The sequence below is a fragment of the Paraburkholderia nodosa DSM 21604 genome (assembly GCF_000519185.1).
Taxonomy (GTDB): domain Bacteria; phylum Pseudomonadota; class Gammaproteobacteria; order Burkholderiales; family Burkholderiaceae; genus Paraburkholderia; species Paraburkholderia nodosa.
Genome location: NZ_JAFA01000023.1, coordinates 121,270 through 133,792, shown reverse-complemented (window position 1 = coordinate 133,792; position 12,523 = coordinate 121,270). Strand labels below are relative to the sequence as shown.

The window sequence follows — 12,523 nt, the reverse complement described above, 5'->3', positions numbered from 1 at the left end:
GGCTCACGAAGGCGTCGACGTAGAGCAGGATCGCGAGCCAGTTCAGGTTCAGCGCGATCGCGAGTTCCGCAAACGGCGACTTGAAGTTGAACGTGTTCCAGCCCTTCGCGACGTCGGCCGGATTGACCGCGCCGATATAGGCGATCTGCAGCAGCACGTAGATCACGAGCGCGCAGAGGATCGAGCCGATCACTGCGAACGGCACNCTCTTGGCCGGATTGCGCGCTTCACCCGCGAGGTTGATCGGGCTCTGGAAGCCGTTGAACGCGAACACGATGCCGCTCGTGGCGACCGCCGTGAACACCGCCGACCAGCCATACGGCGCGAACGTGGTCGTTTGGCCGAAATTCTCATGGTGGAAGCTTCCAGCCATCAGGCCAATGATCGTCAGACCCGGGATGATGAACTTGAAGATCGTGATCGCGCTGTTGGCGCGCGCGAACAGCTTCACGCCCCAATAGTTGAGCATGAAGTAGATGATCACGAGAATCGCGGAGAGCCCGAGCCCTGAATGAGTCAATGACCCGTCGACGAAGAGCGCGTGCGCCCACGCATANGGCCAGGTGCTCATGTACTGGATCGAGGCTTCGGCTTCGATCGGGATCACCGAGACAATGGCGATCCAGTTTGCCCACGCGCTGATGAAGCCCACCAGTGCGCCGTGCGAGTAGCGGGCGTAGCGGACCATACCGCCCGACTCCGGGAACATCGCGCCAAGTTCGGCATAGGTGAGCGCGATGGCCAGAATGACCACGGCGCCGATGATCCAGGCGCAAACGGCCGCCGGACCTGCAATTTTCGCCGCCTTCCACGCGCCGAACAGCCAGCCCGAACCGATGATCGACCCGAGGCCGGTAAACATCAGCGCGAACGGGCCGATGTTCCGTTGAATAGAACTTTTCACGTCTTCTCCTGTTTCAAGAGCAGCTCGACACCGCGTTTATCCCGTCTGTTGTGCGGGCGGGTTTTCTGCGGTTGTCGTACCTCCACACGAAAGATTGCGCCTGTAGGCGCAACTCCTGCGCGGCGCGTAGTTTAACCGGTTGCACCACGGAAGGGCGTCTAAAACGACCACCTAATACAAAAAAGTCATTTGCTTATCAAGCTTTGTAAGGGTTCGTTTCGACCCTGTCGCAAAAAAATACGAACTTTCCCGGGGCCCTAGTTGACCTTCCACGCGTTTAGCCGTATAAAGTTCGAGCAGGATTTCAAGCGGCGAGTGTGAATAGGTCTTTCGTAGTTCGCCCATCAACGGTACTCCGGCTGGTCCCATACCCCTTCCTTGATTTTCGTGCACCTCTCGGGCTTCGGCCTTCATTCATTTTTAGGAAAGTAATATGGAAACCGGTACCGTCAAGTGGTTCAATGACGCAAAGGGCTTTGGCTTCATCACTCCGGACGGCGGCGGCGAAGACCTGTTCGCGCACTTCTCGGAAATCAAGGTTGACGGCTTCAAGACGCTGCAAGAGAACCAAAAGGTTCAATTCGAAGTCCGCACGGGCCCGAAGGGCAAGCAAGCTGCCAACATCAAGCCGGTCTAAGTACTGCGCTTATTGGTCTGCTACAGCTTTTAGGATCTGGACGCCGCTTCTGCGCGGTCCTGACTAGCAAGCTTACCGAAAAACCCCACGCTTCTTCTGGAAGGTGGGGTTTTTTCTTGCCTGGCGCTTTAGAGCGAGGTTTAGGCGCCCCGCGCGTTTAGCCGAAAAGGCGCTGTGCGTGAATGCCGAGGCCCGTCGCCACACTGGCAAGACGGTCGCCGAACACGGCCTGCGACTGCGGAAATGCCTCGGCCAGCGCCTGCGTCAGGAACAAGAGGCCGGTCGAGCCACCCGTGAAATAAAGCGCGCTCACCTGCCCCGGCGCGACACCCGCCGCCTGCACCGTTTCACGCGCGGCCTGCACGATGCGCCGCGTCTCCTCGCGCCCCGCCTCGACGAGTTGCGTATCGCCGAACGCCAGACGCAAGTCCGCCTCGACGGCTTCGAGGTCGATCAACGTCTCCCCGCCCGCCGAAACGCCGATCTTCGCCTCCTCGGCGCGCGCCGTGAGCGCGTGTCCCAGACGCTCGTCGACCACCCGCATCAGCCGGTCGTGATGGCGCGTGTCGGGGTAAAGATGGCGCATGAGCTTCAGCTCGGTTGCGCGCTTGGGCGTGTAGATCGTGTTGATGAGGTGCCACGTCGCCAGATCGAAATAGATGCGGTTCGGCACCTCGCGGCCTTCGGGGTCGAGCGACTGGTAGCCCAGTTCGCGCAGGATGGTCGCGAGTTCGACGCGGCGGTCGAAGTCGGTGCCCGCCACGTGCACGCCGTGGTGCGCGAGCACGTCGTCCTTGCGTTCGAGCCGTGACATGCGATTTGGCCCCACGCGCACGAGCGAGAAGTCCGACGTACCGCCGCCAATGTCGGCGACGAGCACGAGCCCTTCTTGCGCAAGGCGCGACTCGTAGTCGAACGCCGCCGCGATCGGCTCGTACTGGAACTCGATCTCGCGAAAGCCCACCCGGCGCGCCGCGGCGTCGAGCTGGTCCTGAGCGAGCCGGTCCGCGCGCGGGTCTTCATCGACGAAGAACACCGGACGGCCCAGCACCGCGCGCGTGATCGGCGTACCCGAGCAACGCTCGGCGCTGCGCTTCAGGTGCTCCAGAAAGATCGTGATGATCTCGGTATAGGGCATCGCGCTGCCGTCGCCGAGGTCGGTCGTGCTCTCGGCGAGCGGCGAGCCGAGGATGCTCTTCATCGAGCGCATCAGCCGGCCGTCGAAGCCGTCGATATAGGACGCGAGCGCCGCACGGCCGAATTCGCGCGTGTGCTCGTCGACGTTGAAGAACACCGCAGTGGGCAACGTTGTGTGTGCGCCTTCCACCGGCGCGAGGCGCATCGCGCCGTCGGCCGCTGCCGGGAGCGCCACCGCCGAATTGGAGGTTCCGAAGTCAATCGCGCAGAAGCTGGTCATGGCAAGAGCGCGCCGCAGCGAATGCGCGCGCAAGAGAGGAAAGGTCGGGGGGATCGGCTTTGTAGCACGAAAGCGCCGCGCGGGGCAACCGCAGGCCCACGATGCGACCCCGCAAGAGAAAAACGCGCGGGCCATGCCGCGCGTTTTCGCTACAGCTCGCTACCCCTCATGGGCGCGGGACTTCTCCCGACTCAGCCCTTGAACGGCTGCTTCCAGGCGTTCGCGTAGGCGATCTCGCCGATCGCCGAGCGCGTGCGCTCCGCCTTTTCACGGTCGCGCAGCACGGGCTCCAGCTTCTCGGCTTCGCCATAGTGGCCGAGCGAGATGATCGAGAGCGGCTCCACGTCGTTCGGCAACGCGAATTCCGTGCGGAACGCCTGCACGTCGAAACCGCTCATCTGGTGCGCCGCGAGGCCCAGCGCATGCGCCTGGAGCACGAGCGACATGGCCGCGGCGCCCGCATCGTATTGCGCCGTGCGATTCACTTCGCCCTTTGCGTTGAGCGTGTGTGCCGTCACCACGATCAGCACCGAGGCGGGTGCGTTCCACTGCTGGTTGAACGGCACGAGCGTCGCGAACGCGCGCTTGAACGCGATTTCGTCGGTGCTGCGGTCGAACACGATAAAGCGCCACGGCTGCAGGTTGTAGCCCGAGGGCGCCCAGCGCGCCGCCTCGATCACCGCGTGCAGCGCCTCGCGGCTCACCGGCTCGCTCGAATAGGCGCGCGGGCTCCAGCGGCCGGCGATGAGTTCGTGAATGGGCACGGCTGTCGGTGCGGGTTTGTGCTTCGTCATGCCTTGTGTGTCCTTGGGGTGACGGGCGGCTTGCCCGGGGGTCACTAGAATAACCGCAGCGTGTGAAATACGCTAAAACGCAACGGGCGACGCTCTCGCGTCGCCCGTCGGGGTGCGCCGAAGTGCGAACCGGCGCCGTGAAGTCGCGGTGGGCAGACGCCTCGTCAGGCCGTTTGCACGCCCACAGCGCGCGGCCCGCGATTGATGCGCAGCACGAGGAACGACGCCACGAGGCACAGGCCGCCCGAAATCATCGACGCCACCGTATAGGTGCCGAGGCTCGAGCGCAGCAGGCCCGCGCCGAACGCCGCGAATGCCGCGCCGAGCTGATGGCCCGCCACGACCCAGCCGAATACGATCGGCGCGCGCTCCTTGCCGAAGACATCGGTGGCGAGCCGCACGGTCGGCGGCACCGTCGCGATCCAGTCGAGGCCGTAGAACACCGCGAAAATCGGCAGCCCGAAGAAGTCGATGCCGAACGCGTGCGGCAAATAGATCAGCGAAAGTCCGCGCAGCCCGTAGTACCAGAACAGCAGCAAGCGGCTATTGAAGCGGTCCGAGAGCCAGCCCGAGAGCGTCGTGCCAAACAGGTCGAAAATGCCCATCGTCGCGAGCAGCGAGGCGCCCTGCACTTCGGTCATGCCGTAGTCGCCGCACATGGCGATGAGGTGCGTGCCCACATAGCCGTTCGTGCTCGCGCCGCAAATGAAAAAGCTGAAGAAGAGCAGCCAGAAGTCGCGCGTACGGCTCGCCATGAAGAGCGCGTCGAACGCGATCTTCAGCGGATTTTGATGAGGCGCGGGTGGCGCGACGGGGGTGCTCTCGTCCTCGCCGAACGGACGCAGATTCACGCTCGCGGGCCGCTCGGGCAGCAGAAACAGCACGAGCGGCAGCACCGCGGCAGCGGCCACCGCGACCACGAGCACCACCGACTGCCAGCCGTGCTTCTCCACGATTGCTGCGAGGAGCGGCAGGAACACGAGCTGGCCCGTGGCCGAACTCGCGGTGAGGACGCCCATGGCAAGCCCGCGATGCGAGTGGAACCAGCGCGTGACGACGGTGGCCGAGAGCGAGAGCGCCGCGACGCCGGTGGCGCCGCCCACCATCACGCCCCAGATCAGGATCATCTGCCACGGATGCGTCATCAGCGCGGAAAGCGCCACGCCCGCCGCCATGGTGCCGAGCGCCGCGAGCAGCGTGGGCCGCACGCCGAAGCGCTGCATGGCCGCCGCCGCAAACGGGCCCATGAGGCCATAGAGCGCAATGTTCACGGAGATGGCGAGCGAGATCGTCGCCCGGCTCCAGCCGAACTGATGTTCGAGCGGCACCATCATCACGCTGGGCGTCGCGCGCGTGCCGGCCGCCGCGAGCAGCACCAGAAACACCACCGCCACGACGAGCCATCCGTAGTGGAAACGCCCGACTATTCGCCTCGCTGCCCAGTTCATTGGTGCTCCTGTCACGCCGCGCCGGGTTCGACACGCCGATGTTTTCGTTGGTATGACCGCTCGCTGCGACGACTCACCCTCGCTCGATTGTTACCGATCGGTCACAAGTGTGTTGCAATAGTAGTTACCGCTCGGTAACATGTCAAGCAATCACCCTGATCGCGAGATGCCCTCATGAAACACGAAGGCCACGACGAAATCGCTACCGCCGCTGCCCGCACGCGCCGCCCCCGCGCGCAGACGGCTGGCGCGCGCGCACACGAGCACCTGCTGCGCGCCGCCGATGAGCTGTTCTATCGCGAGGGCGTGCGCGCGGTCGGCATCGAGGCCGTGGTCGAGCGCGCTGGCGTCAACAAGATGAGCCTGTACCGCCAGTTTTCGTCGAAGGACGATCTCGTCGTCGCCTACCTGCAGCGCTGCGACGTGCGCTTTTTCGAGCGCTTCGACGAAAGTCTCGCGAAGCATCCCGGTGAACCGGCAAAGCAGCTGATGCAGTATTTCGAGGACCTCGCGCGCCGCGCCTCGGTGCCGGACTATCGCGGCTGTCCGTTCGTCAACGTCGCGACCGAATTTCCCGACGCCACGCACCCGGCACGGCGCAGCGTCGACAACAACAAGACGCGGCTCATGGCGCGGCTCACCGCGCTCGCGCAGGAAGCGGGAGCGAGAGACCCGGTCGCGCTCGCCGAGGAACTCGCGCTGCTCGTCGAAGGCGTCTATGCCGCAAGCCAGACTTACGGCCCCGGGTGCGGCGCAATTCTCGCGGCGCCGCGCATGGCAAAGCTGTTGATCGAGGCGGCATGTCCCGGGCGCTAGCCGCCCGTAAAATGACACGATGAACCAAACCGCTGCTCTGTCCCCCGACCACGCCGCCATTCTCGAAGCAACCCGCCACTGGCTCACGCGCGCCGTGATCGGCCTGAATCTTTGCCCGTTCGCGAAAAGCGTGCACGTGAAGAACCAGATTCGCTATGTGATCAGCGAGGCGACCGATCTGGAAGGTGTCCTCACCGATCTCGAACGCGAGTTGCAAACGCTGGCTCAGGCAGATGCCGCTCAGATCGACACGACGCTTCTGATCCTGCCCCACGCGCTGGCCGACTTCGCCGATTTCAATGACGTGATCTGGTTTGCCGAGCGCCTCGTGCAACAGTTGCGGCTGGAAGGCACGCTCCAGGTTGCGAGCTTTCACCCGGATTTCCAGTTCGAGGGCACCGAGCTCGACGACATCGAGAACTATACGAACCGCGCGCCGTATCCGATCCTGCATCTGCTGCGCGAAGCGAGCATCGAACGCGCAGTCGAAGCATTCCCCGACGCCGCCGACATCTACGAACGCAACCAGGAAACGCTGCGCAAGCTCGGCTTCGAAGGTTGGCAAGACTGGATGAGCAAGCGCGACTGACGCCGCGCTGCCCACAAGTTCAGCTTTCGGTTGCCGCTTCGGAGGCCGCCTCGCCCTCGTCGGCGAAAAAGCGCTCGCGCAGGTCCGCCAGCCCGAACGTCTCGATAATCTCGTTGAGCCGCTCCGCCGCACGGCGTCGCGGCAAATCCTTGTACTGGGCGATGATGAGTTCGTTTTTCATCGAGTGTTCCCAGCCCACCAGTTCCGTCACGCTCACCTGATAGCCGTGCGCCTCGAGTTGCAGACAGCGCAGCACGTTGGTGATCTGGCTCCCGAATTCGCGCGTATGCAGCGGGTGGCGCCAGATCTCCGCGAGCGCCTGGCCGAGCGACTTGCCCTTGTTGCGGCGCAGCACGCCTGCCACCTCGGCCTGGCAGCACGGCACGACCACGATGTAGCGCGCGTGTTTCTTGAGTGCGAAGCGCAAGGCGTCGTCAGTGGCGGTATCGCAGGCATGCAGCGCAGTCACGATATCGACCGTTGGCGGCAGTTGCGGCGAGGTGATCGAATCGGCTACCGAAAGGTTCAGGAACGACATCCCGCCAAAGCCCAGCCGTTTGGCCAGTTCCTGTGAGTGCTGCACAAGCTCGTCGCGCGTCTCGATGCCATAAATGTGTGACCTGTCGCGCTGATCCTTGAAGAACAGGTCGTAGAGAATAAAGCCCAGATAGGACTTGCCCGCACCGTGATCGACGAGGGTCACGTCGCGGCCATCCTGCTTGAGGTCCTTGAGCAGCGGCTCGATGAACTGGAACAGGTGATAGACCTGCTTCAGCTTGCGGCGGCTGTCCTGGTTCATCTTGCCGTCGCGCGTCAGGATGTGGAGCTCCTTGAGGAGTTCGACGGACTGGTTCGGACGGACTTCGTAAGTCTTGCTGGACATCGGCGTGGTCAGGTGAAAGGCGTGGTATGTCGCGAAACGTGCGACAGGCGACAGAAGGGCTGCAGTGTTTCTGTCATTTTACGAAAAAAGCTAGTCTAAGCTGCCGAACCCATAAGAGCGGCCAGTGTCGTAATAGCGTCCAGGCACGCTGACCCACGTGCGGACAGGAGGGAGGGGTTGAATAGAAGAGACACGAGGATTTTCGTCCCCGATGCCCAAAAAAGGACCAAAACGTAGCGCGACCGGGCGGCAACGAATCGACAGGCGCGCATTGGGAGGTCGCACCGGGAGTGCCGGTTGCGATGAATCAGGCTGGCGCAGTCCTCGCTGCGCGAAGAGCGCACGACGCTGTACGGCCTTGCATGGGGCATGCAATGAATACGATTCCTGACGGAAACGCAGAGCAAAAATTCCAGGAACTGCTTACGAAACTCGTCACGGTTCCCGACTGGACGGAAAAGCAGCAACTGGAGCTGGAAATGGCGCGCGACATCTCGGTGGAGATGCTGCGGGTCGCGGAAAGCATGCGCGACGGCCCTTCGGATCTCGAGACCTGCCTGATTCTGCTGAAGTACGCGAAGGTGCTCGATTTCGTGATGTCGGCGCTGGCGTCGCGCCGCGATATCAAGCCACAAACGCTGCGCGTGATTTTCAAGCTGGCAGGCCTCAAGGTCGACGAGGCCTATCCGGGGTGAAGCCGATGTGAACCCGACGCATATCCGGCGCGGCAGCTACGCCGCCGACGCCGATGCTCGACACCCACGCGGGCCGTTAGCGGCCCGGCTCCTTCTTTATTGCCAACGCTTTTGCCCGCCGCCGGCTCACTGCGCGCGCACCTTGAGGCGCCACAGCGATGTCAGTTCGGCTGCGCGCGCACGATAGAGCGGATCGCTGGGATCCGAAGCTTTCGGGTGCCGCGGGCGAATGTCTTCCCGGCCCGCCACTTCGAGTCCCGCCTGCACGATCATCTCGACGAGCGATTCGCGCGTGCGCAGCCCGAGATGCTCCGCGAAGTCGGACAGAATCAACCACCCCTCGCCACCCGGCTCGAGATGATCCTTGAGGCCGCCGAGAAAGCCGCGCAGCATGCGGCTCTCAGGATCGAAGACGGCGTACTCGATGGGCGACGCGGGGCGCGCCGGCACCCACGGTGGGTTGCAGACAATGAGCGGCGCGCGCCCCGGCGGGAACAGATCCGCCTCGACGACCTCGACCTGCGCGGCGTAGCCGAGGCGGGCAAGGTTCTCGTTCGCGCAGGCCAGCGCGCGGGCGTCCTGATCGGTAGCGACCACACGCTTCACGCCGCGCGAGGCGAGCACGGCGGCGAGCACGCCCGTGCCCGTGCCGATGTCGAAGGCCATTTCGAGCGACGGCAGCGCCGTGCGCGCGACGAGATCGACGTATTCGCCGCGCACCGGCGAGAACACGCCGTAGTACGGATGAATGCGCGCGCCGTTCAGCGCCGCGATCTCGACGCCCTTCTTGCGCCATTCGTGCGCGCCGACCAGCCCGAGAATTTCCCGCAGCGACACCGCAGAAGCTTCGCCATCGGCCGCGCCCCATGCCTCTTCGCACGCGAGCCGGACGTCGGGTGAGCGGCGCAGGTTGATGCCGTAATCGCCTTCGAGCGGGATCAGCACCATGCCGAGCGTACGGGCGCGCTGCGCCTGCGCCTGGCGATGCAGATGAAACGCCTCGAGCGGTGAAGCGGGCGCTTTGGGCTGAGCGGAATTGCGCGGCTTGCGCTCGGCACGGCGCGCCATGGCCTGCAGCAGTTGACGCGCGTTCTGATAGTCGCCGCGCCACAGCAGCGCGGTGCCTTCGCAGGCAAGGCGGTACGCGGTGTCCGCGGTCGTGCGATCGTCGGCGATGACCACGCGTTTGGGCGCCGGCACGCCAGCCTCGGAGCGCCAGCGCACGGTGCGCGGGCCATCGGTGTCGGGCCAGGTGAGAGTCGGATGTTCGGTCATAGGTCGGATATTCGGTGCGGCGGGCCAGGTCGTCGATTCGTACCCGGCCCGCAGGTTGGCGCCGCGGGGCGCCATCATATAGCAGAGCGATGCGGCGCGTTCCGCCGCATCGCCATCGCAACGATGATCGCTCAGACGGGCAGTCCCGTCGACTCGGCCAAACGGTGTAGGACGAAACGCGCGCGCTCAGCAGTAAAATGTGCGCCGACCGCGCCCCGCCGGGCCATGCCCACCCGCACGAGACCATGCCAGAAACCACCCAGCAGACACGCCGCGCGCGCAAACCGCGCACGCGCCGCGCCGGCGCCGGTGAGGGGCTCGACGAGGGCTTTTACGCCGAACTGCTGCATATCGTGGGGTTGCGGGAGAGCGTTTCCGGCGTCAGGCGCACCGTCGCACGACTCGCGCCGCACGAGCGCTTGCGCGGCGCGCTGATCGAACTCGCGCTGTTGCGCCTCGCCGCCCGCGAGGGCGAGAGCACGCGCGAGCACCCGGAGGCCGACCACTTCGAACGCGCGCTTCGGCTTTGCATCGCATGGATCAGCCGCCTCGTTTTTCTCAAGGTGCTCGAAACGCGTCTGCTGACGCTCCATGGCGACGATGCGATCTACGCGTTTCTGAACGCCCAGCACATCCGCTCGTTCAGCGATTTAGACGCGCTGTGCGACGCCGTACTAGGCGCCGGTGACGACACGCCACCGGCTCGCTTCGCTCACCTTCCCCGCTTCGACGGTTCGCTTTTCGAGCCGCAAGACCTGGATCGAAGCCTGCTCGGCATGAGCGCGCTCGACGCTGGCGCCACGCTGCCGCTTTTCACGGCGACCGTGCTCCCCCCTGCGAGCGGCGAGCGGCACACGCTTGCGTATCTGCTCGATTTTCTCGCGGCGTTCGACTTCTCCGCCGGTTTGGCCGCGCAAGCGCCAACCGCGGCGAACAGGCGTTGCCTCGACGCCTCCTCGCTCGGGCTCGTCTTCGAAAAGCTCAACGGCTACCGCGATGGCGCCTGGTACACGCCGGGCAGCGTCGCGATGCAGCTCGCCCGTCCCGCCATCACGCAAGCGGCGCTCAATCGCTTGAATCGGGCCAGGGGTTGGCGCTGCACGAACGTCGATCAGCTATCCGAATTGATCGGCGCATCGATCGAAAACCGCGACGAAGCGCGCGCGATTCTGGACTCGCTGCGCATCTGCGATCCCGCCGTGGGCTCGGGGCATCTGCTCGTTTCGGCGCTCAACGAGTTGCTGGTGCTGAAAGTGCGCCTCGGCTTGCTGGGCCCGCGCGAGCGCGAAGCGCTCGACGCTTGCCGCATCGACGTCACCGCGGACCGGCTTTGCATCACGCACACGAATGGCGAACCCCTTACCCGCGAGCGTGACGGCGCGACCCTCCGCAAGATCGAAGCCGCGCTCTTTCGCGTCAAGCGGGACATCGTCGAGTACTCGCTTTTCGGTGTGGATATCAATGCGGATTCGGTCGGCATGGCGCGCTTGCGGCTGTGGATCGAACTGCTCGAACACGCGGATTTCACCGTTTCGCTGCCGAACCTCGAGACCAACCTCAAAGCAGGCAATGCGACGCTCAGCCGTTTCGACTTCGATACGCGCCTGCGCGACCAGGCTGAACTAGCGGCGAACTATCGCGCGAGCGCGGCAAGACTGCGGGCGACAGCCACAGCCGTCACAAGGCGCGCCGAAATCACCCGATGCGCACAACTGCGCGACGCGTTGCACTTCGCTCTCGCGAACCACCAGGCCGCAACGCCACCCGAAGAAGCCGCCGCGTTCGAATGGCGCATCGAATTCGCAGACCTCCTCACCGACGAAGGCGACTTCGAGCGTTTCGACGCCGTCATCGCGAACCCGCCCTATATCGACTCCGAACGCATGATCAACCAGGGCCAGCGCGCGCTGCGCGAGCAGCTGGCGCGGCGCTGGCCGAGCGCGCGGGGCAACTGGGATCTCTACATCGTGTTCATGGAGCTGGGCCTCGCGCTCCTGAGGCCCGGCGGCGCGATGGCATATCTCACGCCCGACAAGTGGCTTTCGAAGCCCTTCGGCGATGCGTTGCGCGCTCGGCATCTGGGCAAGATCGAACGCATCGTCAGGCTCGGGCGCGACGTGTTCGAGCAGGCGCGCGTGGATTCGATCGTCACGCTCTTTCGCGAGTCCGGCACGCCCGCCATCGCAACCGCGCGCATCGATGGCGAGACGATCAGCGAGCTTGCGCAAACCGACAAGCGGACGATCGAGGCGCCATGGCCGCTCGACGCATTGCTTTCACCGCACGCCGCGTTCGTGCAGCGGTTCGCCCGTGCCCACGCGACGCTCGGTTCGCTGCTGCCCTGCGAAAACGCATGCGCGACGTCGGACGCCTACCGGCTCGCGCCCCTCGTCGAAGCGGCCGGAGGCCGCTTCCAGCCGGACCATCACTACCGCGTGGTGAACACCGGCACGCTCGGGCGCTACGTCTCGCGCTGGGGCAGCAAACCGATGACCTATCTCGGCCGACGCTACGAGGCACCCGTGGTCGAGCGTGAGCGCTTTGCGTCGACGTTCGCGAACGGCTACGGCGCGAAAGCACGGGCAAAAAAGGTGATCGTGAAAGGCCTCACACGGCTCGACGCGGCACTCGATCTCGCAGGCGACACGATCCCTGGCAAGACCACGCTGATCCTGCGCTCCGACGACGAGCATCTGCTGAAGTTCGCGGCGGCGTTGCTCAATTGCCCGCTCTCGGTCTTCCTGATCCGCGCGAAGTACGGCGCGTCGAGCTACAACGGCGGCGTGGCGTTCACGACAGCGATGATCGAAGCCCTGCCCGTGCCGGGCGACGCTCTGGTGCGCAGCGAGGTCGCCGACTGCGTGACCCGGTTACTGTGCGCCGGGCAGTCCGGATGCGACGCCGCTGAAGTGGACAGCATCGCGCGCGAGATCGATCGACGCCTCTACGCGGCATTTGGCTTGTCGCCACAGGAGATCGACCTCGTGGAAGGCCGCGCCGGCTCGATGGCGCGCGAGGCAAGCTGAGCGCGCAGCGCGGCGACGGCGTCCCGGCGAGTCGGCTAG

At 64.9% G+C, this 12,523-nt stretch carries 11 protein-coding genes; 5 read left to right on the top strand and 6 right to left on the bottom strand.

Annotated elements, in window-relative coordinates; genetic code table 11:
- On the bottom strand, positions 1-904 hold a 904-nt coding region (locus A3CW_RS0128745; protein ID WP_028206640.1), incomplete at its 3' end, for an APC family permease.
- A 433-nt stretch (positions 905-1,337) separates the two neighbouring features.
- On the opposite strand from A3CW_RS0128745, the gene A3CW_RS0128740 reads away from it, so the two are divergent.
- The gene (locus A3CW_RS0128740) at positions 1,338-1,541 is read left to right on the top strand and encodes a cold-shock protein (RefSeq protein WP_027797379.1); all 204 of its coding nucleotides are present in this window, start codon (positions 1,338-1,340) and stop codon (positions 1,539-1,541) included.
- Between the two features lie 157 nt (positions 1,542-1,698).
- Here A3CW_RS0128740 and A3CW_RS0128735 read toward each other — a convergent pair whose 3' ends face one another.
- From A3CW_RS0128735 to A3CW_RS0128725, 3 genes are all read right to left on the bottom strand, one after another.
- Positions 1,699-2,958 carry an Hsp70 family protein gene (locus A3CW_RS0128735; RefSeq protein ID WP_035514247.1) on the bottom strand — a complete coding sequence of 420 codons (1,260 nt, stop codon included), beginning with the start codon at positions 2,956-2,958 and terminating at the stop codon, positions 1,699-1,701.
- A gap of 191 nt (positions 2,959-3,149) precedes the next feature.
- Positions 3,150-3,752: a nitroreductase family protein gene (locus A3CW_RS0128730; RefSeq protein ID WP_028206638.1), complete on the bottom strand. Its 603-nt coding sequence runs from the start codon at positions 3,750-3,752 to the stop codon at positions 3,150-3,152.
- Positions 3,753-3,916: 164 nt separating this feature from the next.
- Positions 3,917-5,200, bottom strand: coding sequence for an MFS transporter (locus A3CW_RS0128725; RefSeq protein ID WP_028206637.1), 1,284 nt, complete (start codon positions 5,198-5,200; stop codon positions 3,917-3,919).
- Between the two features lie 174 nt (positions 5,201-5,374).
- On the opposite strand from A3CW_RS0128725, the gene A3CW_RS0128720 reads away from it, so the two are divergent.
- On the top strand, positions 5,375-6,016 hold the full coding sequence (locus A3CW_RS0128720) for a TetR/AcrR family transcriptional regulator (protein ID WP_028206636.1): 642 nt from the start codon (positions 5,375-5,377) through the stop codon (positions 6,014-6,016).
- Between the two features lie 19 nt (positions 6,017-6,035).
- Positions 6,036-6,605 (top strand): DUF1415 domain-containing protein, encoded by a 570-nt coding sequence (locus A3CW_RS0128715; protein ID WP_035514245.1) that lies wholly within the window; start codon positions 6,036-6,038, stop codon positions 6,603-6,605.
- A 19-nt stretch (positions 6,606-6,624) separates the two neighbouring features.
- On the opposite strand, the gene A3CW_RS0128710 is transcribed toward A3CW_RS0128715, so the two are convergent.
- Positions 6,625-7,488 carry a class I SAM-dependent methyltransferase gene (locus A3CW_RS0128710; RefSeq protein WP_028206634.1) on the bottom strand — a complete coding sequence of 288 codons (864 nt, stop codon included), beginning with the start codon at positions 7,486-7,488 and terminating at the stop codon, positions 6,625-6,627.
- A 374-nt stretch (positions 7,489-7,862) separates the two neighbouring features.
- Here A3CW_RS0128710 and A3CW_RS0128705 point away from each other — a divergent pair, with 374 nt between their 5' ends.
- The gene (locus A3CW_RS0128705; RefSeq protein ID WP_028206633.1) at positions 7,863-8,183 is read left to right on the top strand and encodes a type II toxin-antitoxin system HicA family toxin; all 321 of its coding nucleotides are present in this window, start codon (positions 7,863-7,865) and stop codon (positions 8,181-8,183) included.
- Positions 8,184-8,309: 126 nt separating this feature from the next.
- Here A3CW_RS0128705 and A3CW_RS0128700 read toward each other — a convergent pair whose 3' ends face one another.
- Positions 8,310-9,458, bottom strand: a complete 1,149-nt coding sequence (locus tag A3CW_RS0128700; RefSeq protein WP_028206632.1) for a methyltransferase — start codon at positions 9,456-9,458, stop codon at positions 8,310-8,312.
- Positions 9,459-9,703: 245 nt separating this feature from the next.
- On the opposite strand from A3CW_RS0128700, the gene A3CW_RS0128695 reads away from it, so the two are divergent.
- The gene (locus A3CW_RS0128695; protein ID WP_028206631.1) at positions 9,704-12,484 is read left to right on the top strand and encodes a type IIG restriction enzyme/methyltransferase; all 2,781 of its coding nucleotides are present in this window, start codon (positions 9,704-9,706) and stop codon (positions 12,482-12,484) included.
- Positions 12,485-12,523 lie beyond the last annotated feature (39 nt).